Raw genomic sequence first — 21,486 nt, 5'->3', positions numbered from 1 at the left:
ATAGCAGAGCTGACTTCTTCTTTTGCCCACCAAATCAAAAGAGTACAAAAAAAGAGAGCCACTACTGCAACTCTCTCATTATACCGAAATTCAAGGGAATTTTCAAACTATCTGAAAATCAATGTCTAACCCAGTTCCAATCCGTTTTTTTTAGAAGATTCTGAACCAAACTATTAACTAGCAGAACAGCAAATACAAAGAGCCCGGTCTCCAATAAGAAGTTGAAGGCAACATTTTCACTGTTAATCAAGGGCGTTTTTGATAAAAATCCATAATTGCCCTTCAAAAAGAGATTGGCTAGCAACATCAAACTATGGGTCAACAGTGTCACCCGAATCACAAAGGTCCTGTCCAAATCATCCTCCTTCTGCTCAGACAGCAGATAGATAAGGCTGTTAACCGCCAAAGCGTAATGGCCGATAATAAAGCTCAAAATGGTGACGTGAGGGAAAGCAAAGGGGTCAAAAACTGGATAGACAAAGGCCACAAGAGAGCCAAAGAGTCCCAGGCAGGCAAAATACCGCTTGAGCGGACCAGGCTTGGCAAAAAGCATAAAGAGCATAGACAATCGACAATGATAGAGGGGGAGACTCTCGGACAAGGTCCAGTCTACGGCCATGTACCAGGAATAAAGGGCAATGACCTGAAGGCATTGCAAGCCCCAAAAGAATCGTCTGATCTTAGGCGAACGATGATAAACAACTGCTAAGTAAAGCAGGCCAACATAGATGAGCAAGAGCGACAGATAGGTCAAAATATCCAGCTGGGGAGCTTGACTGCGATGACTGGTAAAAAACACTTCAAACACTGGAGCCTCCTTGACAAGTATTTTAATTAGTATATCAAATATCGACAGAAGTAACAAGAGCTAATTGAATAAATAAGTCTTTCTTTACTTTTCTAATTCCTCAACCAGCTTGGCCAAATTCATAGAATTAGAGCCCTTGAGAAGGATTTGGTCGTTTGGACCTAAAACTGACTGAACCTGTTTAACCAAGTCATCAAACTGATCCTGCTCTGCATTTTTCCTAAAGAAATAGACTTTTCCAATCGGGAACATCTGACTAGCCAACTGGGCCAGACCTTCAATATCCTGACCGTAGAAAATGACGGTGTCTAGCACATCAGGCGACAGGCTCAAAATCATCTGATTGTGGAGATCAACGGACTGGCTACCCAGTTCTTTCATATCTGCTAAAACTGCGATTTTCTTGCCGCCTTCATTTGCTGGAATGCTAGAGAAGGTTTCCAAAATTAATCGCATGGCCGTTGGATTGGCATTATAGACATCGCTGAGAATGTCTGCTCCGTTTGTTGCCTTCTTCCATTCGGTACGATTGCGGGTCAAGTTCAGACTGGCTAGGGCTGACTTGATTGCCTCATCAGGCACACCTAAGGTCTTGCCCACATAGCTTGCTACCATGGCATTGGTGGCATTGTACTTACCCGTTACTGGGAGGAAAATGTCGCCGTCCATAAAATTGACGGTGAAGGTCAGGCTATCCTTTGACTCGACTAGACTGGTCACCTGCAAATCAGCCTGCTCGCCGAAGCAAACGAGGTCTACATGGCTCGGCAAGAGCTTATCCGCAATCGGATCTGCAGGGATCAAGAGTTTACTTCCTGGCTCCATTCCATCTGCAATCTGCAATTTTCCTTTAGCAATCTCTTCTCGTGAGCCGAAAAATTCCAAATGGGCTTCACCAAAAAGGGTAATGACAGACAGGCTTGGCTTGGCAATTTCAGATAGGAGATGAATGTCACCCAAGTGGTCTTGACCCATTTCCAAGACCAATTTTTCCGTATCATCGGGCATGTGAAGAACTGTGTAAGGCAGACCAATTTCGTTGTTGTAGTTGCCTTGGGTCTTATAGGTTTTATAGGTGGTGGCAAGGATGTCGTGGATCATGTCTTTGGTCGTGGTTTTTCCATTTGAACCAGTGACCGCAATGAGGTCAACACCTGTTTTTTCTAAATAGTAGGCAGCTAATTGTTGAAGCGCAGCCAAGCAGTCATCTACTAGGATGTGGGGAACATCAAGGCTGACTTCAGACAGGGTTACTGCGCAGCCATTTTCAAAAGCCACAGGAATAAAGTCATGACCGTCACGCGCACCCTTAAGGGGAACAAAGAGGTCGCCCGCTTCAATCTTGCGGCTGTCAAATTCGACTTGACGGAGCGGTGTGTCGGGGTAGTTCGTTACATCATTTTTTGCGCCCACAACTTGAGCGACTTCGTGTAAAGTTAATTTCATTTGATTTCTCCATGTATCGTCATTTAGTTTTTCTTTTATTACTTCGACGAATGAGGAAACTTTTTTTCCTTATTTCCAACCTCAAACAAGGTCATTGTTTAAGCTTATCTTGCCGTACTCTAGTACAGCCTACGACTCGTTGCCTAGTACTAAAAGCAAACTAAAAGACTATAAAAAGAGCCGATGGGCTCTTTCCATTATATCACTTTTGCCTTTATTTAGCGAACCTGGGTAAGAACGCCGTCCTTCATCTCGTAGACATTATCGCATTTTTCAATCATACGCTGGTCATGGGTCACCATGATGATAGACTTTTTCCGCTCCTTGCTCTCTTTGGCCAAAAGATTCACCACTTCAAAGGCCCGGTCACTATCTAGGCTGGCTGTCGGCTCATCTGCCAAAATCAGGGCTGGATCATTGTAGAGAGCCCGTGCGATGGCAACCCGCTGACGCTCACCGCCAGACAAATCCTTGGGAAACTTATTTTTCAAATGGTCCACACCCAATTCTACCAAGAGCTCATGGCGCTTGCTTGGATAGGCTGATTTATTGACCTTGTCCACCAATATCAACTGCTTCTCAACGGTTAAAAAAGGAATGAGATTGGAGGCCTGGAGGACAAAACCGATGTCACGGTAGCGGAGCTTGGCCCGTTTTTTCTCTGGCAAATCAGAATAATCTTCTTGGTTAATGAGAACACGGCCAGCTGTCGGTGTTTGCAGGCCACCTGCCAGGGTTAGAAAGGTAGATTTTCCCGAACCAGACGGCCCGATAATAGCCACAAATTTCCCCTCTTCAATAGAGAAATTGGTCGGCTTGAGGGCGGTGATAGTCTGACTTCCGTCCTGGAAGGTTTTACTTATATTTTCAAAAATCAATGTTTTCATATCAACCTCCTAGGATAGATTTTTCAACGGGTCGACCTTGAAGATCGAGCGAATAGAGAAACTTGCCCCCAGTAAAGCAAAGACAATCAGAGCAGCCCCAATAGTCAGATAGAAGGTCCAATTGTTTTCAAATGGCACAGCGCTTGGCAAACCTAAGGAAGACAAGTAGGTTCCAGCCAGACCAATGACTGTCCCAAAACCTGCCAGCAGGAAGGTTTGAGCTAACACAGATCTTGAAATATAGGCATTTGACAGACCTTGGATTTTCATAAGCCCGAAAATCGGAGACTTTTGGGTTGTCAACACAAAGATGAAAATACCAATGACAATGGCTGAAATCACAATCAAAAAGCCAATCATAAAGCCGAAGGTCATATTTTGCGCCTTATAGCCTGGCAAATTCTCAATAAAATCAGCGGTGGCAACATTTTCCAAATCTGCTGGAAACTTATCTGCTGCACCTCGAACAATGATCGCACTGGCCAGCTTACTAGAGACCTGCTGATCGTCTCCCTGCATGAGATCACCAAAGGCTTCCAAGTCCATATAGACCACCGGAGCTACACCGAAGTAAGCCTTGTCCGTATAGCCAACAATGGTCACTTTTTCATCCGTACCAGATAGATAAATCTCATCTCCTAGACCAAATCCCTCAACCTGAGTTAGATTTTGCTCGACAACAATCTCTCCAGCTTTTTCATAGAGACGGCCTTGGACAATATTGGGCTCTAAGAAACTATCAGCCTCAACCGCAAAGATATTGACTTTTTCCTTGTCATCCGAACTGGCATCTTCCTTGACATAGGCGACACCAGCCTGTTGGCGGATGAGAGCCTTCTGGTCTGCCTCCACTTGGTCAATCAACTGAGCATCAATTTTTGAGGCTGTTATCAGACGATTGGCTTCCGAGGATACCAAGACATAATCTGCCTGCCACTTGTCCACCGCAGTACGGTTTTCCTGCATGAGACCATAGGCCAGGCCTGTCAGGAAAAAGACCAGATAAGAAATCAAGATTAAGAGTCCTAAAATCAGGCCGTAGCGCAGCTTGTTTTGCCGCATTTCTTCAATCGCTAAAAACACTTTTATTCCACACTTTCTAAGACCACAAAGGTTGTGTTGATGGTCAAGTCCTCTCTCAAAAGAACCTTGACATTGCACTTCTTATCCACGTAGGCTAGGATAGCCGCCTGCTTTTCACTTGAGACCGCCTCAGCAATGGCGATAGTCAAGTCAAAACGGTCATTTTCTAACTGACTTTCCACCTGGACAGGCATGGTTTTATTATTTTCTTGGCTGGCATAATAACCTTGTACACACATGGTCACGCAGGCCGCCAGGGCAATATTGACCAGACTGACAGGTGTCTCGCCTTTCTCAGTCACCCCAAAGCTTGTAATAGGATTTCCGTATCCAGCCGACGTCGCTTGAAAAAGAGCATCCCCCTTGACTTTCGTTTGATACATAACTTTCCTCCATACATATACATATCATTGTAGACCATTCTGAAAGCCATTGCAAGAAAAAAGATTGGAGCATTCCAACCTTTCTCACTGCCTTAAATCAAATGGCTTTCTCGTTTGTCAAACATTTCCTTGGCTAGGCTAACCAGCTCTTCAATCAAGTCTGGATAAGCCAAGCCCATATTGTCCCAAAGCAGGGGATACATGGACCACTGGGTAAATCCTGGCATGGTATTGAGCTCATTGAGGAAAATGTCGCCTTCTTCTGTCAAGAAGAAATCACAACGGGACAGTCCGCAACCACCGATGGCACGGAAGGCCTTGGCGGCATTGTCACGCATGACATCCATGATAGCTTCGTCAATCTTAGCTGGAATTTCCATGGTAATCTTGTTATCAATGTACTTGGCATCGTAGTCGTAAAAAGCAACGTCCTTGACCACTTCACCGGGCAGGGTCGTTTTCACGTCAGCATTTCCCAAAAGACCAACCTCAATCTCACGAGCAGTCACCCCTTGCTCGATGAGAATACGGCTGTCATATTTGATTGCAAGCGCAATAGCCGAGCGGAGTTCAGCCTCGTTCTCAGCCTTGCTGATGCCGACTGAAGAGCCCATGTTGGCTGGCTTGATAAAGACCGGGAAATGCAGTTTTGTCAGGGTTTCAGCGATGGCCTCCTCCAAATCCTCACCTTCAAAGTAGGTCGTGTAGGCTACCTGGGCAATCCCTGCTGACTCCAGCACGCGCTTTGTCGTAATCTTGTCCATGGCAACGCTTGACGCCAAGATATTGGTCCCCACATAAGGCATTTTCAGAACTTCTAGGAATCCTTGAATAGAACCGTCTTCACCCATAGGGCCGTGAAGAACTGGGAAGACAACCGCATTTTCTTCATAAATGTCGCTTGGACGGATTTTTTGTTCTGCTACAATCGTGTCATTGGTCATCAATTTTTCATCCGCTGACGGCCTTGATGAAAATTCTTGAGTTTTGATAAAGTCACCTGCCTGTGTGATAAAGTAGGTCTTAACGAAAAACTTATCATAATTGATGGCCCGCATCACACTCTCAGCAGACAAAACAGACACTTCACGCTCAGCCGAACGACCACCGTAAAGCAAAACTAGCATTTCTTTTGACATAAATATTCCTTTTCTAAAACTTGATAATCCTCTACTTATTATAACATATATAAGTTGAGAAGATGATGATTCAAGGTTCCACAAGACTTTCCGTTAACCAACTTAACAATTTTTCCAGATGACAGTCTGCGACGGTTTAAGAAGAAAAACGATTTATTTTTCTTCTTAAACCTACTAGTGCAGAGCTTAGGTAGACCGCCGTAAAGCGGCTACCGTTGATTGACTAGAAACTTTAGTTTCAGTCAATTATAGCTCTGTCCTATTCTCAATAGCCCGTAGTAGGGTCACTTCATCCGCATATTCGATGTCACTACCGACTGCTAGTCCACGCGCTAAACGGGTGACTTTGATACCCGCTGGTTTGAGAACGCGCGAGATATACATGGACGTCGCCTCCCCATCTGCTGTCGCATTGGTCGCTACAATCACCTCTGTCACCTCATTTTCCATCAGGCGGGTCAGTAGAGTTTTCAAGTTAATATCGTCTGGTCCAATGCCATTCATAGGGGAAATCAATCCTTGCAAGACATGGTAGAGACCGTGGTATTCTTGGATATTTTCCAAGGCTGTCACATCTCGACTGTCTTCTACAATTAAAATGGTCGACTGGTCACGACTGGTATCTTGACAAATGCCACAAGGATCCTGGTCTGTCAAATTACCGCAAATGGAACAATAAGCTAAATCCCTCTTGGCCGCCAGGAGATTTTTAGCAAATTCGTTAACCACATCATCTTCCATACCGATGGTATAAAAGGCTAGACGTGTAGCTGTTTTAATACCGATTCCTGGTAGTTTCGAATAACTGTCAATCAATTTAGCTATGGGAGTTGGGTAGAGCATAAGCCTCCTTAATTCATTGGGTAAAGTGAATTGTATAAATTAATAATTTCTGTCACAATAGTCATGCTAGCTGTGGAATTAAAATCTGTCAGATTTGGTAGAACAACTGCTACAGCAATTTTAGGATTAGCACTTGGGGCATAAGCTACGATATTGGTATTTACAGCACTTATAACCTGACCATTTCTATCCGTCGTAAATGTCTCTGCAGTACCTGTTTTGGCACTGATAGACACAGCAGCACCATTACTGATTTGACGCCCGGTATTAAAGCTACCACTTCCATTTGCTACCTGATAAAATCCCTGTTGCAAAATTGCTAATTCCTGTTCTGAGATGGCAACTTTATTGAGTTCTGTACTTGTCTTCTTCTCAATTAACTCACCTAAACCACCTTCTGCGCTATTCCCGTAAATCCCCTCCACCAAGTGAGGAGCTACTCTAGTTCCATTATTTGCTACTGTCGCTACATATTGAGCCATCTGCATCGGTGTATAGTTATCAAACTGTCCAAATGCATTCGTAATAAAGTTTGCGGTGGAATATTCTTCTGGTAAGAAACCTGTTGATTCAAGTGGTAAGTCAATTCCTGTTGGAGCACCTAATCCATATTCCGCAAAAGTAGAACGAAGTTTTGTCATCGCATTTGTCAATGCATCTCCATCGTTCAAAAACATATTTGGCGAATAGGTTTGACCTAATAACCCCAAAGCAATTTTTACCATGTAAGCGTTTGAAGAATATTCTAACGCCTGTGTAACATCCAGATTACTACCATAAGCACCATACCAAGACGTTATTGGAGCAGAACCTGCAAAATAAATCGGTTCATCTAATAATACCTGATTTCCTGAGATAATGCCATTCTCCCAACCAGATGAAATAGTTGCACCTTTGACAATAGAACCTGGTGTAAAGACGCTTGTGATAGTTCCAAGAGCATCCTCGGTAATACTACTTGTCCCCTTTTCATGTTTATAACCCGACATGGCTAGCACTGCACCAGTAGTCGGTTCTAAAGCTACAGCATATACACCATCTGAATAGAGTGCGCTTCCGGTTGATAACTCACTTTCAAAGAATTTCTTCAATATGGCATTGACACCATCTTGGAAAGCCAAATCAATAGTCAACTTGATATTATTTCCTTTTTGACCTTCTTGGATTGTATCGATAGACTCGACATTTCCATTTCGATTGAGCTTGACTTCCTTGAGCTCTCGTTGCCCTTGTAAGACGCCTTCGTACTGCTTTTCAAGGTAGGCAGTTCCCACACGGTCGTTCAGATAGTAGCCCTTGGCCAGATAATCTTCAGCATCTTCTGCAGGGAGACCAACCTGCTCCGTCGTCACCGTTCCAATAATCGAGGAAAGCGAGGTATCTTTGACAAGACGGTCCCAATTGGTCACTGTTGTAACCCCAGGCATGTCCTGCTCATGAGAAGCAATCAAGGCAATCTGTTCTGCATTGAGGGGCTGGGTTGCTAGGCGGACGGTCTCAAAAAAGCCAGCCTTGTTCATTTGGGTAAAGAGGTAGACAACCTTCTCTTCAGCCTCCGTCAATTGTAAATCTTTGGGGTCCAAGCTTTCTACGGCATTGGCATAAATTGTTCCTTCGCTCAGGCGGTTTCCATCGATACCGAACCGCTTCTCTCTTGGGAGCTCCGCGACAATCTTTTCATAGACATCTGTATCCGCCAAGAGGTAATCTGCCTTGTCCCGCTCCGACACACGAATATCCTTAGGCAAGGACACCCAGGCTACCAATTTTTCCGCAATATCCCGAATTCCTTTGGCAGTGATTTTATTTGACCGAGTAAAGGACACCACCTGGCTTAACTTATTTTCAACTAGCGGAAGCCCTTTGGCATCATAAATCTGACCGCGGACCGAACTTCTTGACACCACTTTTTGACTGGCAGTCTCTAATTTTTGGACATAAAAATCTTTATTGATTAGCTGCATATCCACTAAACGAGCAATCAGGACGGAAAACAGGAAGACGACAATGGCAAACAGCATGTTCAACCGCCTTGGAATAATCCTATCCTCTCGCCCCACTCGCGAAAGCAATTTATTCGACACATCGGACCTCATTCTAGAAAGTTTCTACTTATTATACCACATCAGGTTTCATTTTTTCCGACGGAAGATGAATTTCAGAGCGCTTACATTTTGCGCAGATTATTATCGGAAATTTTCTATAACATCATTTCCTTTCTCTATTACATTTGCACTTTAATTCCATAATTTAAAAGAGCATTTGTAAACATTTGCCACTACTATCCCACCTTATTTCGTCAAAAAGAAAAGCAACCAGATTTACTGATTGCTCTAGATTCATACCGTCTATCGAATAATAATGATAAAGAGAACCGCCTGCCAGCGATTCTCCTCTATGTAATTGTTGACGCTATGATTGTCAAATGGAGACCAGCGGTGTCGCCGTATCGGGCGATGTATCGTAGACTTGGAAATCCACTCCTACTCCCAAATCAGCCTGGGCCAGCTGATTGACCATGGTCATGTGGGCCAGTTCTTTAATATTGTTTTCCTTGGACAAGTGACCAAGATAGATTTTCTTAGTCCGATTACCCAGGGTCCGAATCATGGCATCTGCTCCATCTTCATTGCAGAGATGCCCCTTATCCGACAAAATCCGCTGTTTCAAATTCCACGAATAAGAACCTGCACGCAGGATTTCAATATCATGATTGGACTCAATCAAATAGCCATCTGCATTGGCCACAATCCCAGCCATCCGGTCGCTGACATAACCCGTATCCGTCAGTATAACAAAGGATTTATCATCCTTCATAAAACGGTAAAACTGCGGACAGGCCGCATCGTGGCTAACACCGAAGGACTCAATATCCAGGTCACCAAAGGTCTTGGTTACCCCCAGCTCAAAAATATGCTTTTGTGCTATAGCAATCTTGCCCAACTTGCTGTCCATGGCCTGCCAGGTCTGCTCATTGGCATAAATGTCCATACCGTATTTGCGGGCCAGAACACCGATTCCATGGATATGGTCACTGTGCTCATGGGTCACCAAAATGGCATCAATATCATCTGGCTTGCGGTCGATTTCCGCCAAGAGACTGGTAATTTTCTTACCAGAGAGCCCCGCATCCACCAAAATTCGTTTCTTAGGCGTCTCCAAATAAAAACAATTGCCGCTGGAGCCAGACGCCAAAATACTATATTTAAAACTTACTTCCGTCATAACTCCTATTCTTCCTCAAGAGTGTCATCCCACTCATCCATAGCAATTTCCTTACTGTATGGCAAGACAATAGTAAAGGTCGAACCATGTCCATATTCTGACTTGGCCCAAATAAAACCTTTATGCTGTTTCACAATTTCCTTGGCAATGGCCAAGCCCAGACCTGTACCCCCTTGGGACCGCGAACGTGCCTTGTCCACCCGGTAAAATCGGTCAAAAATCTTAGGCAAATCAGCCTTGGGAATTCCCAGCCCTTGGTCAGAGATGGAGACAATCAGCTGACTGTCCGTGGTCTTCATACTGAAAGTGATTTTGCCCCCATCCGGCGAATACTTGATTGCATTATTCAGGATATTGTCCAAAACCTGGGTCATCTTGTCCGTATCAATTTCTATCCAAATCGGACTAATCTGATAGTCTCGCACAATCGAATAAATCTTCTCAGAATCTGAATTCTTCATCTGATCAAAACGGTTGAGAATAAAGGTGACAAAGGCCGTGAAGTTAATCAATTCTAGATTCAACTCACCGACTTGATTGTCAAAACGTGACAGGCTCAGGAGATCCGTAATCATCCTCATCATGCGGTTGGTCTCATCTAGAGAAACCTTGACAAAGCTTGGAGCCACCGTTTCTGTAATAGCACCCTCGTCCAAGGCTTCTAGATAAGACTTGACAGATGTTAGAGGTGTCCGCAACTCGTGGCTAACATTAGATACAAAGAGCCGCCGCTCCCGCTCTTCCTTGGCCTGCTCAGTCATATCATGCAGGACAATAACCAGACCAGAAATCAAGCCACTTTCGCTCCGAATGGTCGCAAAATTTGCCCGAAGTGTCAGAAATTCCTGGTTTTCATTGGTGTGCTCAAGCACAATTTCCGGTGTCTGAGCCAGCAATTCACGAAAACTGTATTCCTCCTGGAGGTCCAAAACATCCAAGATATCTGATTGCGTCGCCTCCTGTACGCTCAGACCTAATTGTTTCTGGGCCATGTCGTTAATCATAATGATGCGCCCCATTCGATCGGTTGCCACAACACCATCACTCATATAAGACAAAATGGAACTGAGGCGTGTTTTTTCCTGTTCCAAATTATCATGCGTCAGGCGAATCATTTCAGACAAATCGTTCAAGGAGTTGGTCATATCCGTAATTTCCGGACTACCTCTTAGATCCAGAACATCCGCATAATCTCCTTCCATGAGCGACTTAACACGTTCATTTAATTGTTTAATCTGCTTATTGTCCCGGTAATTCTCAATCAAGAGAACAGTAATGGCAATCACAAAGCCAATACTGATGACAATAAACCAGAATTCCGAGGTCGTTATCAGGTAACGCAGTTGATTAATCATTGGATTTTATAAAGTACCCGACGCCACGGCGGGTCAAGATGTATTCAGGGCGGCTTGGAATGTCTTCGATTTTCTCACGCAAACGACGAACCGTCACGTCGACCGTCCGGACATCACCAAAGTAATCATAGCCCCAAACTGTTTCCAGCAAGTGCTCGCGGGTCATGACTTGACCAATGTGTTGGGCCAGATGATAGAGCAGCTCGAACTCCCGGTGGGTCAATTCCAATTCCTTACCATGTTTTTTGGCAACAAAGGCATCGGGCAAAATCACCAGGTCTCCGATGACCAATTCCGCCTTGCCAGCCACAACAGGAATGGACTGGGTCTCTGTCAACTCGCTCCGGCGAAGCAGAGCCTTGACGCGGGCCTGCAATTCACGGTTAGAGAAAGGCTTGGTCACATAATCGTCCGCTCCAATTTCCAAGCCAATAACCTTGTCAAATTCGCTATCCTTGGCAGACAACATAATAATGGGCACATTGCTGGTTTTGCGAATGTTACGGGCCACTTCCAAACCATCCAACTCTGGCAACATCAAATCCAGAATGACAATGTCCGGAAACTCCGCTTCAAATACTTCTAAGGCCTCGCGACCATCAAAAGCTGTCACGACCTCATAGCCCTCACGGGTCATGTTAAATTTAATAATATCCGAGATGGGTCTCTCATCATCTACAACTAGAATTTTTTTCATATTACTTATACCTTTTATTTATTTCTTCTATTATATCATAACTTATCTGGAAAATTCATGTTTAAAATCTATCTCGCTATTTTATGTTACATTTTCTAACATATCAAAATCTTAAATTGTCAGAATATACTTGACATTTAATCTTTGCAATGATATGATGCTTAGTATCGCATTAGATAAAGGAGATTCTCATGTCATTAGTATCGTTTAAGAATGTTAATAAATATTACGGCGACTACCATGCCCTACGCAATATCAACTTAGAATTTGAACCTGGTCAGGTTGTTGTACTCCTCGGCCCTTCTGGTTCTGGAAAATCCACATTGATTCGTACCATCAATGGACTGGAGTCTGTAGAAGACGGTGAATTGGTGGTACACGGCCACACCGTATCTGGTTCATCTACCAAGGAACTAGTTGCTCTCCGCAAAGAGGTCGGCATGGTTTTCCAACATTTCAACCTCTATCCTCATAAGACAGTCCTAGAAAATGTTACCCTAGCCCCTATCAAGGTTTTGGGCATTGACAAGGCAGAAGCAGAGAAGACTGCGCAAAAATACCTAGAATTTGTAAACCTCTGGGACCGCAAGAACTCTTATCCAGCCATGCTTTCTGGCGGACAGAAGCAGCGTGTTGCTATCGCCCGTGGACTGGCTATGCACCCCGAACTCCTGCTCTTTGATGAGCCAACTTCTGCCCTTGACCCTGAAACCATCGGTGATGTTCTTGCAGTTATGCAAAAATTGGCCCGCGACGGCATGAACATGATTGTTGTAACCCATGAAATGGGCTTTGCCCGTGAGGTGGCTGATCGTATCATCTTCATGGCAGAGGGCGAGGTTTTGGTGGATACGACCGACGTCAATGGCTTCTTCGACAATCCAACAGAACCACGCGCCAAGCAGTTCCTCAGTAAGATTATCAACCACGAATCAGATAAGGTTAAGATCTAGGAGGTGCCTATGGATACAAAGAAAATCAATTTATTTTTCGCCATTCGGATGCTCTTGATTGGTGTGGTCCTCCTCTTTGCTTTCAGTCAAACCAAGGTGCAGACTGAAACTCCTGCTCAAGCTATCAGCAGCGACCAGGTCCAGGCTATCATTGACCGTGGTGTTCTCCGTGTCGGCGTCAAACAAGACGTACCAAACTTTGGTTTTAAAAATCCAGACACTGGCGAATTTGAAGGAATGGAAATTGACATTGCCCGCAAAATTGCACAAGAACTGGGCGTAGATATCGAATTTACACCAGTTACAGCACAGACCCGTGGTCCTCTTCTAGACAACGAGCAGGTCGACATGGTCATCGCGACTTTCACCATCACGGAAGAACGCAAACTCCTCTATAACTTTACCAGCCCTTACTATACAGACGCTGTCGGCTTCCTGGTTAATAAGGATTCTGGTATCAAGACCTTCAAGGATTTGGACGGTAAGAACATCGGGGTTGCCCAAGGCTCTATCACACGAAAACTAATTTCTGATTTAGCTGATAAGCACGGCATTTCCGTAACCTTCGCAGAATTGGGTTCTTATCCTGAACTCTCTGTTTCTCTCCGTGCCCATCGCACAGATGCCTTCTCAGTAGACCAGTCTATCCTGTCAGGCTATATCGGTTCCCAGTCTGAGCTCGTGGACTTCAGCTTCTCAGCGTCAGACTACGGCATTGTGACTAAATTATCCAATAAAGACCTTAATGATTACTTAAACGGTCTCATCGAAACATGGACAGCGGATGGCAGTCTACAGGCTATCTACGATGCCAACGGACTCAAACCTGTCACAGAAACAGATGAATAGGAAGCGGGAAAGAACTCGGCTAAGGAAAAGAGAGTTCGTCTGAACTCTCGAGTTTCTGGGTTCAGGCTAAAACGGTCTATTCCCAGACCGTTTTACTCCCTCCCCCGCACAGCTCCAAGGTTCGGGGAACCTTTGGAGGTTGGAAATTGAACGAACACAGTTCGTATCATTCGTTAGGGCTGGTTCGGAGCGTAAAACGCGAACGAAACCGCCAATCAACCACTGCGCTGAGATGTTGACTCGAACCACAGTAAGTGAGCCGAGACTCACATCCAACCACCTACTACTACACACTAGAAAGGAACGGTTATGTTTGTTTTTGCAACTAACCCCTATGCTTGGGAAAACTGGCTGAGCTACTTCAATGATTTTCCAGTCTTTTTCCAAGGCTTCCTCTTTACCCTAGCTATTTCTATCGGTGCCTTTATCACGGCCATGCTGCTAGGAATTCTCTTCGGTAGCCTATCATCCAGCAAGAAAAAATCACTCAAATTGTTGGCCCGTATTTATGTTGAATACTACCAAAACACACCACTCTTGGTGCAATTCATGATTGTCTATTACGGTCTGCCCTTGATTTCCAACTATGTGCTCATGCCATCTATCTATTGGACAGCGGTTATCTGTGTCGGGCTTTACCACGGTGCCTATATTGCCGAAGTTATCCGTGCAGGTATCGAGGCGGTACCGACTGGTCAGACTGAGGCTGCCCTATCTCAAGGCTTTACTGCCAGCGAGACTATGCGCATCATCATCTTGCCACAGGCTATCCCAACCATTCTTCCACCATTAACCAACCAAGTGGTTAACTTGATTAAAAATACGGCCACGGTCGCTATTATCTCTGGTGCAGATATCATGTTCATGACCAAGTCCTGGTCTGCCATGAATGCCAACTACATTCCAGCCTTTGCAGGCGCGGCCTTTCTCTACTTTATCATGTGTTTCCCAGTTGCTAGCTGGGGACGCCGGATTGAAGAGAAAAACAAGGCTGCCTTCAGTCATTAAGGAGGTCTATGATGAATACTATTTCAGAACTTCTCAAACCATCGACCTTCCAATTGCTCTGGTCTGGTTTGCAGCTCACTCTCTACATTTCAAGCATCTCTGTGGTCCTATCTGTCCTCTTCGGAATGATTTTGGCCATCATGCGAAATGGAAAAAATCCACTCTTCAAGTGGATTGCAACAATCTATATCGAATTTGTCCGTAACGTACCCAACCTGCTCTGGATTTTCACTGTTTTCTTGGTATTTCAGATGAAGTCAACGCCAGCTGGTATTACAGCTTTTACCATTTTCACGACCGCTGCTATGGCAGAAATCATTCGCGGTGGTCTTAATGCCATTGGTCCAGGTCAAACAGAGGCTGGTCTGGCGCAAGGATTCACACCTGTCCAGATTATGATTTATATCATCATGCCACAGGCTATTCGCAAGATGTTGCCAGCCATCATTTCACAAATCGTAACAGTCATCAAGGACACCAGTTTCCTCTATTCCGTTATTGCCCTCCAGGAACTCTTTGGCTCCAGCCAAATCCTCATGGGACGCTACTTTGAGGCCGAGCAGGTCTTTGCTCTCTATCTCATGGTTGCCCTCATCTACTTCCTCATCAACTTCGCCATTTCCAGCCTATCACGCTACGTAGCTAAGTCTTGGGCAAGCAGTATTGAATAAACGTTCCTCCCAGCCAGATGGTTGGGATTTTTTGTGTTTGTTACAACTATTTTAAGAATGAATGATGATGATCTTTTACCTTGATTGTTACGAAAAAACTTGTCGACTGCACTCCAGGTCTACGAAAACCAATTCTATAGGTTCCGTCTTCCACATTAGAATAGTCAAATGTTTCGACTTTCTGTTTTAAATCAGCTAGTAATTTATCTTCCTCTACTAAGTCGTTTTCTAAACCAAGGTCCTTCTTATTAAAAAATTCAACTTCGATTACCGCCATTTCTTCCTCCATGAGCCAGTCTAAATTAATATCATAAAAACCTGCAAAAGCCCGACCATTATAGCGATTTTCCTCTACCTTTTCATAAAACTTTATCAGTTTTTCATCCTGAGTTTCAAGCCTACCATCCACTTCAAACAAAGTGAAATCTTTTTCTTCCATCAATTTAAATATCTGCTGTGCCTGATTCAGTAAATATTTACCTCTCGGCTGATGCCACATAGCTTGGTCAACGATACCATCAAATTGATACAACATTCCACTTGGACTATCATCAAAATAGGCCGTCATATTTAGTAGTCCGTTTAATGCCTCCTGTCCTTCAATTCGGTTATTGACCAAAGTATCAGAGGATTGAAGTGTAATTGACTGACCATCTATAACCTCAGTATAATCATACTCTAAAACATCCCATGGGTTACCAATGGCAATAGGACGAAATTTTGTCAACTCCACCTTACCAGTGAAACCATATGACTCCATACCCTGTTCTAGCATCATCTGATACGATATCAATTCCTCTCGACTAGCCACTTTGGGACTAAAGAGCAGCAATAGACAAAGCAACAAAATGCCAAAGAAACCAATAATTCCTAATAAAAGACCTACAATAAACTTCATTATCCTTTTCATTTAAGCACCTCTTTCCTTGACTATTATACCAAAAAAGAAGTCCTTTCGGACTTCGCTGATTTACAAAATCATTCTGCTAGTTGATAGAAAGTGACTATGTTAAAGGACAAAATAGTGCTGATAATATTCCAGATTTCTGAGCGAATGAATTTATGAGATTACGGTTACTCAGAAACAATCAACATAGATTTAATCACTTTACGGTCCGCCATATCTTGATAGGCTTGGTTAATTTCACTGAAATCATAGGTATTTGTGAAAACTTTACCAGGGTTAATCCTTCCATCCAAGACGGCTTCGAGTAATTCATTTTTGACATAGGTAGTGACCGATGCTGAACCACCGCCGAAGGAAATATTCTGTGCAAACGTCGAGCCAATCGGACGGTTATTGTAGTGAGGGATACCAACATAGCCGATACGACCGCCATTATGAAGGACCCCCAGTGCCTGTTCAATAGAAGATTCTGTACCAACGCACTCAAGGGCAGCATCCGCTCCTCCACCTAAAATTTCACGCACCTTTGCAATACCTTCCTCACCACGTTCAGCAACAACAGCAGTTGCACCCAGTTGAAGGGCTAATTTCTGACGTTCTTCATGACGGCTCATCATAATAATTTGAGACGCACCTCGCATTTTAGCAGCAATAACGGCACATTGACCGACAGCACCATCTCCAATCACAACGACCTTGTCGCCTTGTTTCACTTGTGCTACCCTCACAGCATGATATCCTGTAGGCATGACATCTGCCAAGGCCAGTAAAGACTTCAGCAGATCTTCTGAGTAATCAGATGGCTGACCAGGTACTTTAATCAGTGCCCAGTTCGCATAGTGGAAACGTAGGCATTCTGCCTGGTAACCGTTTCCCCAGTTGTTCGGAGCTACATGATTATCACAAGTGCCGTCAAATCCAGCACGGCAGGCATCGCATTCACCACAACCATGCGTAAAGGGTACAATGACAAAATCTCCAGGATGAATATCTGTCACTTCGGGACCAACTTCTTCAACTATACCAAGTGCCTCGTGTCCAGAATTGACAGAATGACCTTCTTTACCATCCCCATGTGAGTATGACCAGAGGTCCGAGCCACAAACACAGGCACGGACAATTTTTATAATGGCGTCATCCGGTGCTTGAATCGTTGGTTTATTAACCTCTTCGATAATCATTGACCCAGCTTTTTCAAAAATAGCAGTTTTCATTTTTATATTTCCTTCCAAAAATTAATGATTGGTATTTATAATTTTAGCAGGTACACCTGCGACAGTTGTATTATCAGGTACATCCTTTGTCACAACACTTCCAGCACCTACTATAGCATTTTCACCAACCGTCACACCTGGTAATATAGTTGCTCCCGCACCAATCCAAGCATTGTTCTTAATATGGACGGATTTCAAAATTAAGCCCCGTCGCTGTGATGATTCTTGAGGGTGATTAACTGAGATAATCATAGCACGAGGACCAATCAAGACCTTATCCTCAATAACAATCCCACCTAAATCTGTCATCATCACATCCGTATTGATAAAAACTTCCTTACCGATGGAAAGATGGCGTCCGAAATCCGTTCGGAAAGGCAATGCAATTGACGTTGTATCATCCAACTTCTTACACATGATTTTTTCCAGCAAGTCACGCTTACTCGCTTCGCTTTGGACTTCTGTATTCAATTTTTCTATAAGCGGTAAGGTTTCAGCAGTAATTTCGTGAATAAGTTCGTAAACAATGTCTCCTTTTTTAATGATTTCTCCTGTTTCAATGAAAGATTTAATTTCTTGATGCATACTTCATACCTTATTTTAGTTACTATTTCCTTTCTGTTTTTTTTTAGATATTTTATTACAAACACAACCCATAATCAAATACTTGTTTTATGTTCTATGTATGCCTATAAGGCATGTGTTGTGGTATAATAATTCTAAAAAAACACTAGGAGCTAGTAATGGATATCCGTGTTCTTAATTACTTTGTCACAATCGTACAAACCAAATCTATATCTAATGCCGCCAAGGCCTTGCATATCACACAGCCAACCCTTTCTCGACAAATTCGAGACTTGGAAACAGAATTAGAAACTCAGCTTTTCGATCGTGGTAGCCGAGAAATTCAGATAACTGAAGACGGGCGCTAACTTTACAATCGTGCCATAGAAATTCTATCCTTAGTCAATAAAACAGAAAATAACATCCGTAGAAACGATGGTATTTCGGGTGAACTTAGTATTGGAGCCGCGGAAAGCCAATCTCTGGATATCATGGCACGAGCCGTTAAAAAATTGACCACTACCTATCCAGAAGTTAAAGTACACATTCTTAGTGGTAACTCTGACTATGTACAAGAATATTTAGACCAAGGCAATATTGATATCGGTATAACCTTTGGTTCTTTTGATGAAAGTAAATATAATCACTTACCTCTTCCAAATAGAGATTCTTGGGGGATACTTGTTCCAAAAAATCATCCCTTAGCCACTCTTCAGACCCCAAAACTTCATGATATCATCAAATATCCACTGATAGTATCTGCTCAAGCCAATATCACCTTTGAAGAACTAGATAAAGTTGGTGATTATCGTATTGTTGCAACTTATAATCTTCTATATAATGCTGCCCTTCTTGTCAAAGCAGGTGTTGGTGTTGCACTTTGCTTGAACGGCATTGTCCTGACTGATGAATATAGCCAACTAAAATTTATAAAATTACAAGAAGGTAACCATGACCCTCTACAAGTTCTCTGGAAAAAACAAAACAATCAATCCAGGGTCGCCAATAAGTTTTTAAAAATTTTAAAAGAAATTTCTGAAACGAATGTCCAGTAAAATGACAATCAGCTTTCTAAAGAAATCTAGTCTATTCTATTTTGAAAACTTGGGAGTTTTTGCTGTCAAAAAAGAAGCCCTTTCGGACTTCTCCTTATAATTATTATTCAGCTGTTTCAGCTGGACGTGACTTGCGGGCAATATCTGCTAGGATATGGTCCACAAATTCTGATACAGACTGAGTTTGTGTTGCCTTACTTCCGTAGCGACGAACGTTGACAGCATTGTCTTCCATTTCCTTGTCACCAACGATGAGCTGGTAAGGAATCTTGCTGGTCTGGCTCTGACGGATCTTGTATTGCATCTTCTCGTTCCGCTCATCCACGTGTACGCGAACGCCACGGTCTTGCAATTCTTTTGCAACTTTCCAAGCGTAATCCAAGTGAGCTTCTACAGAGATTGGAATCATAGTTACTTGGGTTGGCGCCAACCAAGTTGGGAAGGCACCCTTGTAGGTTTCAATCAAAATGGCTGTGAAGCGTTCCATAGTTGAGATAACACCACGGTGAATCATGACTGGGCGGTGTTCTTCACCATCAGCACCAATATAGGTCAAACCAAAACGTTCTGGCAAGAGGAAATCCAACTGAATGGTTGACAGTGTCTCCTCATTACCTAAGGCAGTTCTCACCTGGATATCCAATTTTGGACCGTAAAAGGCTGCTTCTCCCTCTGCCTCGAAGTAGTCCACGCCCATTTCATCCATGGCACCTTTCAGCATACGTTGGGCATTTTCCCACATCTCATCATTGTCATAGTACTTTTCTTTATCCTCTGGGTCACGATAAGAGAGGCGGAAACGGTAGTCGTTTAGGTTGAAATCTGCGTACACATCGATAATCAACTGGAGAGCTTTTTTGAACTCTTCTTGGATTTGTTCAGGTGTGACGAAAATATGACCGTCGTTAAGAGTCATCTCACGTACCCGTTGCAAACCAGTCAATGCCCCAGATTTTTCATAGCGGTGCATCATACCAAGCTCAGCGATACGCACTGGCAACTCACGGTATGAACGCACATGGTTTTTGTAAACTTGAATGTGGTGCGGACAGTTCATCGGACGAAGAACGAACTCTTCACCGTCACCCATGTCCATAGTTGGGAACATATCTTCTGAGTAATGCTCCCAGTGACCTGAAGTCTTATAGAGTTCAACAGAAGCCAATGGTGGCGTATAAACGTGCTGGTAACCTGAAGCCAATTCCTTGTCTGTGATGTAACGCTCCAAGGTACGACGGATAGTCGCTCCATTTGGCAACCAGAATGGCAAACCTTGACCAACTTCTTGGCTAATCATGAAAAGATCCAATTCCTTACCAAGTTTACGGTGGTCACACTCTTTGGCCTCTTCACGCATTTGCAGGTATGCTTTGAGATCTTTTTTGTCAAACCAAGCTGTACCATAAACCCGTTGCATCATTGGATTTTCACTCTTACCACGCCAGTAAGCACCTGCCACATTGAGCAATTCAAAAATCTGGATACGGCCTGTTGACGGAACGTGTGGGCCACGGCAGAGGTCAACGTATTCACCCTGAGTATAGATAGTCAAACCACCCTCATCATCCGAGTGTTCTTGAATCAACTCCAACTTGTAAGGATCGTTTTTGAAAATCTCAAGAGCCTCTTCCTTGGTCACCTCACGGCGTTCTGAAGGGAAGTTTTCCTTGACAATCTTCATCATTTCTTCCTGAATGCGTGGCAAATCTTCATTTGAAATCTGACCAGCCGCATTGTCCGTATCATAGTAGAAACCGTCCTGAATAGCTGGACCAACGCCCAACTTAATGTCTGGGAAAAGGCGACGAGCCGCTTGGGCAAATAAGTGAGCTGCTGAGTGACGCAAGATGTCCAAAGCATCCTCATGATCAGGCGTTACGATTTCAAGCGTGCCGTCCTCTTCAATAGCACGAGTGGTGTCAATCAATTTACCATTGAACTTACCTGCAAGAGCCTTTTTCGCCAAAGACTTGCTGATGCTCTCAGCAATTTCAAAAGTAGTCACGCCAGCCTGGTACTCACGAACAGCACCATCTGGGAAAGTGATTTTAATCATGTTTATCTCCTTTTTATTTATTTTTTAATCCCCAATAACTCTTCTTTTTGAGCTAAAAAGTTTTCCATTTCTTCTTGAATATCAATATCTAGGCGGTCTGCTAATTCAATCAACCACCAGATATTTTCAGCCATTTTATGCTCCAAGGTATAGAGCGTTTCATCATAGTAACGACCCTGCTTGGTCATAATCAGGCGGTTCATGTTGCCAATATCATTGGTCAGAGCCAAAAGGTCCTCCTCGATGGACCACTCTTTGTCGTAGTGCTTGAGTTCCAACTCTCTATAGGCTCTTCGCACATCTTGACACCGTTTTAATAAGTCATCAGGTAGCATAACTACTC

At 43.6% G+C, this 21,486-nt stretch carries 22 protein-coding genes; 6 read left to right on the top strand and 16 right to left on the bottom strand.

What is annotated here, in order from left to right:
* Window positions 1–118: 118 nt before the first annotated feature.
* The 11 genes from AB1F57_RS06400 to yycF all read right to left on the bottom strand — a co-directional run bounded on the left by AB1F57_RS06400 (window position 119) and on the right by yycF (window position 11,866).
* Complete coding sequence (locus AB1F57_RS06400) at window positions 119–808, bottom strand: TIGR02206 family membrane protein (protein WP_238140724.1); 690 nt, start codon at window positions 806–808, stop codon at window positions 119–121.
* An 84-nt stretch (window positions 809–892) separates the two neighbouring features.
* The gene (gene murF / locus AB1F57_RS06395; RefSeq protein WP_367986303.1) at window positions 893–2,254 is read right to left on the bottom strand and encodes a UDP-N-acetylmuramoyl-tripeptide--D-alanyl-D-alanine ligase; all 1,362 of its coding nucleotides are present in this window, start codon (window positions 2,252–2,254) and stop codon (window positions 893–895) included.
* Between the two features lie 218 nt (window positions 2,255–2,472).
* On the bottom strand, window positions 2,473–3,141 hold the full coding sequence (locus AB1F57_RS06390; protein ID WP_105110801.1) for an ABC transporter ATP-binding protein: 669 nt from the start codon (window positions 3,139–3,141) through the stop codon (window positions 2,473–2,475).
* A 9-nt stretch (window positions 3,142–3,150) separates the two neighbouring features.
* Window positions 3,151–4,224 (bottom strand): ABC transporter permease, encoded by a 1,074-nt coding sequence (locus tag AB1F57_RS06385; RefSeq protein WP_174852641.1) that lies wholly within the window; start codon window positions 4,222–4,224, stop codon window positions 3,151–3,153.
* Window positions 4,225–4,226: 2 nt separating this feature from the next.
* Window positions 4,227–4,607 (bottom strand): OsmC family protein, encoded by a 381-nt coding sequence (locus AB1F57_RS06380; protein ID WP_174852642.1) that lies wholly within the window; start codon window positions 4,605–4,607, stop codon window positions 4,227–4,229.
* A gap of 92 nt (window positions 4,608–4,699) precedes the next feature.
* Window positions 4,700–5,746 carry a D-alanine--D-alanine ligase gene (locus AB1F57_RS06375; RefSeq protein WP_172068144.1) on the bottom strand — a complete coding sequence of 349 codons (1,047 nt, stop codon included), beginning with the start codon at window positions 5,744–5,746 and terminating at the stop codon, window positions 4,700–4,702.
* A gap of 246 nt (window positions 5,747–5,992) precedes the next feature.
* Entirely contained in the window at window positions 5,993–6,589 is a 597-nt protein-coding gene (gene recR, locus AB1F57_RS06370) for a recombination mediator RecR (protein WP_105110797.1), read from the bottom strand.
* A gap of 8 nt (window positions 6,590–6,597) precedes the next feature.
* On the bottom strand, window positions 6,598–8,673 hold the full coding sequence (gene pbp2b, locus AB1F57_RS06365) for a penicillin-binding protein PBP2B (RefSeq protein WP_367986301.1): 2,076 nt from the start codon (window positions 8,671–8,673) through the stop codon (window positions 6,598–6,600).
* 337 nt (window positions 8,674–9,010) lie between these two features.
* Window positions 9,011–9,814: an MBL fold metallo-hydrolase gene (locus AB1F57_RS06360; RefSeq protein WP_170238891.1), complete on the bottom strand. Its 804-nt coding sequence runs from the start codon at window positions 9,812–9,814 to the stop codon at window positions 9,011–9,013.
* A 5-nt stretch (window positions 9,815–9,819) separates the two neighbouring features.
* Window positions 9,820–11,169 carry a cell wall metabolism sensor histidine kinase VicK gene (gene vicK / locus AB1F57_RS06355; RefSeq protein WP_105110794.1) on the bottom strand — a complete coding sequence of 450 codons (1,350 nt, stop codon included), beginning with the start codon at window positions 11,167–11,169 and terminating at the stop codon, window positions 9,820–9,822.
* Window positions 11,162–11,866 carry a response regulator YycF gene (yycF, locus tag AB1F57_RS06350; protein WP_105110793.1) on the bottom strand — a complete coding sequence of 235 codons (705 nt, stop codon included), beginning with the start codon at window positions 11,864–11,866 and terminating at the stop codon, window positions 11,162–11,164. The genes vicK and yycF overlap by 8 nt, the downstream gene beginning before the upstream one ends.
* A gap of 191 nt (window positions 11,867–12,057) precedes the next feature.
* On the opposite strand from yycF, the gene AB1F57_RS06345 reads away from it, so the two are divergent.
* The 4 genes from AB1F57_RS06345 to AB1F57_RS06330 all read left to right on the top strand — a co-directional run bounded on the left by AB1F57_RS06345 (window position 12,058) and on the right by AB1F57_RS06330 (window position 15,347).
* Complete coding sequence (locus AB1F57_RS06345) at window positions 12,058–12,819, top strand: amino acid ABC transporter ATP-binding protein (protein ID WP_105110792.1); 762 nt, start codon at window positions 12,058–12,060, stop codon at window positions 12,817–12,819.
* 9 nt (window positions 12,820–12,828) lie between these two features.
* Window positions 12,829–13,668, top strand: coding sequence for a transporter substrate-binding domain-containing protein (locus tag AB1F57_RS06340; RefSeq protein ID WP_167785294.1), 840 nt, complete (start codon window positions 12,829–12,831; stop codon window positions 13,666–13,668).
* A gap of 309 nt (window positions 13,669–13,977) precedes the next feature.
* The gene (locus tag AB1F57_RS06335) at window positions 13,978–14,676 is read left to right on the top strand and encodes an amino acid ABC transporter permease (RefSeq protein WP_167785293.1); all 699 of its coding nucleotides are present in this window, start codon (window positions 13,978–13,980) and stop codon (window positions 14,674–14,676) included.
* 11 nt (window positions 14,677–14,687) lie between these two features.
* The gene (locus AB1F57_RS06330; RefSeq protein WP_105110789.1) at window positions 14,688–15,347 is read left to right on the top strand and encodes an amino acid ABC transporter permease; all 660 of its coding nucleotides are present in this window, start codon (window positions 14,688–14,690) and stop codon (window positions 15,345–15,347) included.
* Between the two features lie 46 nt (window positions 15,348–15,393).
* Here AB1F57_RS06330 and AB1F57_RS06325 read toward each other — a convergent pair whose 3' ends face one another.
* The 3 genes from AB1F57_RS06325 to AB1F57_RS06315 form a co-directional block, all read right to left on the bottom strand.
* Window positions 15,394–16,245: a hypothetical protein gene (locus AB1F57_RS06325; protein WP_153056039.1), complete on the bottom strand. Its 852-nt coding sequence runs from the start codon at window positions 16,243–16,245 to the stop codon at window positions 15,394–15,396.
* Window positions 16,246–16,421: 176 nt separating this feature from the next.
* On the bottom strand, window positions 16,422–17,468 hold the full coding sequence (locus AB1F57_RS06320) for a zinc-binding dehydrogenase (protein WP_367986299.1): 1,047 nt from the start codon (window positions 17,466–17,468) through the stop codon (window positions 16,422–16,424).
* Window positions 17,469–17,489: 21 nt separating this feature from the next.
* Window positions 17,490–18,053, bottom strand: coding sequence for a DapH/DapD/GlmU-related protein (locus AB1F57_RS06315; RefSeq protein ID WP_105137005.1), 564 nt, complete (start codon window positions 18,051–18,053; stop codon window positions 17,490–17,492).
* Window positions 18,054–18,211: 158 nt separating this feature from the next.
* Here AB1F57_RS06315 and AB1F57_RS06310 point away from each other — a divergent pair, with 158 nt between their 5' ends.
* Window positions 18,212–18,400 carry a LysR family transcriptional regulator gene (locus tag AB1F57_RS06310; RefSeq protein ID WP_367986298.1) on the top strand — a complete coding sequence of 63 codons (189 nt, stop codon included), beginning with the start codon at window positions 18,212–18,214 and terminating at the stop codon, window positions 18,398–18,400.
* Window positions 18,401–18,415: 15 nt separating this feature from the next.
* Entirely contained in the window at window positions 18,416–19,087 is a 672-nt protein-coding gene (locus AB1F57_RS06305) for a substrate-binding domain-containing protein (RefSeq protein WP_367986336.1), read from the top strand.
* A 103-nt stretch (window positions 19,088–19,190) separates the two neighbouring features.
* Here AB1F57_RS06305 and thrS read toward each other — a convergent pair whose 3' ends face one another.
* Both thrS and AB1F57_RS06295 read right to left on the bottom strand, forming a co-directional pair.
* Window positions 19,191–21,143: a threonine--tRNA ligase gene (thrS, locus tag AB1F57_RS06300; protein ID WP_367986297.1), complete on the bottom strand. Its 1,953-nt coding sequence runs from the start codon at window positions 21,141–21,143 to the stop codon at window positions 19,191–19,193.
* 17 nt (window positions 21,144–21,160) lie between these two features.
* Complete coding sequence (locus AB1F57_RS06295; RefSeq protein ID WP_105137002.1) at window positions 21,161–21,478, bottom strand: MazG-like protein; 318 nt, start codon at window positions 21,476–21,478, stop codon at window positions 21,161–21,163.
* Window positions 21,479–21,486: the final 8 nt, after the last annotated feature.

Origin of the sequence: Streptococcus nasisuis (genome assembly GCF_040836615.1) — a bacterium.
GTDB classification, from domain to species: domain Bacteria; phylum Bacillota; class Bacilli; order Lactobacillales; family Streptococcaceae; genus Streptococcus; species Streptococcus suis_V.
Note: the sequence above shows the minus strand (reverse complement) of the source record. Positions and strands in the feature narration are given on the sequence as shown.

Excerpts from the sequence above, each read along its gene's own strand:
- AB1F57_RS06380 (WP_174852642.1), bottom strand. The coding sequence starts at position 4,607 with ATGTATCAAACGAAAGTCAAGGGGGATGCTCTTTTTCAAGCGACGTCG.
- murF (WP_367986303.1), bottom strand. The coding sequence starts at position 2,254 with ATGAAATTAACTTTACACGAAGTCGCTCAAGTTGTGGGCGCAAAAAAT.
- AB1F57_RS06315 (WP_105137005.1), bottom strand. The coding sequence starts at position 18,053 with ATGCATCAAGAAATTAAATCTTTCATTGAAACAGGAGAAATCATTAAA.
- AB1F57_RS06390 (WP_105110801.1), bottom strand. The coding sequence starts at position 3,141 with ATGAAAACATTGATTTTTGAAAATATAAGTAAAACCTTCCAGGACGGA.
- AB1F57_RS06335 (WP_167785293.1), top strand. The coding sequence starts at position 13,978 with ATGTTTGTTTTTGCAACTAACCCCTATGCTTGGGAAAACTGGCTGAGC.
- thrS (WP_367986297.1), bottom strand. The coding sequence starts at position 21,143 with ATGATTAAAATCACTTTCCCAGATGGTGCTGTTCGTGAGTACCAGGCT.
- AB1F57_RS06330 (WP_105110789.1), top strand. The coding sequence starts at position 14,688 with ATGAATACTATTTCAGAACTTCTCAAACCATCGACCTTCCAATTGCTC.
- AB1F57_RS06360 (WP_170238891.1), bottom strand. The coding sequence starts at position 9,814 with ATGACGGAAGTAAGTTTTAAATATAGTATTTTGGCGTCTGGCTCCAGC.
- vicK (WP_105110794.1), bottom strand. The coding sequence starts at position 11,169 with ATGATTAATCAACTGCGTTACCTGATAACGACCTCGGAATTCTGGTTT.
- AB1F57_RS06375 (WP_172068144.1), bottom strand. The coding sequence starts at position 5,746 with ATGTCAAAAGAAATGCTAGTTTTGCTTTACGGTGGTCGTTCGGCTGAG.
- AB1F57_RS06340 (WP_167785294.1), top strand. The coding sequence starts at position 12,829 with ATGGATACAAAGAAAATCAATTTATTTTTCGCCATTCGGATGCTCTTG.
- AB1F57_RS06320 (WP_367986299.1), bottom strand. The coding sequence starts at position 17,468 with ATGAAAACTGCTATTTTTGAAAAAGCTGGGTCAATGATTATCGAAGAG.
- yycF (WP_105110793.1), bottom strand. The coding sequence starts at position 11,866 with ATGAAAAAAATTCTAGTTGTAGATGATGAGAGACCCATCTCGGATATT.
- recR (WP_105110797.1), bottom strand. The coding sequence starts at position 6,589 with ATGCTCTACCCAACTCCCATAGCTAAATTGATTGACAGTTATTCGAAA.
- AB1F57_RS06325 (WP_153056039.1), bottom strand. The coding sequence starts at position 16,245 with ATGAAGTTTATTGTAGGTCTTTTATTAGGAATTATTGGTTTCTTTGGC.
- AB1F57_RS06310 (WP_367986298.1), top strand. The coding sequence starts at position 18,212 with ATGGATATCCGTGTTCTTAATTACTTTGTCACAATCGTACAAACCAAA.
- AB1F57_RS06295 (WP_105137002.1), bottom strand. The coding sequence starts at position 21,478 with ATGCTACCTGATGACTTATTAAAACGGTGTCAAGATGTGCGAAGAGCC.
- AB1F57_RS06345 (WP_105110792.1), top strand. The coding sequence starts at position 12,058 with ATGTCATTAGTATCGTTTAAGAATGTTAATAAATATTACGGCGACTAC.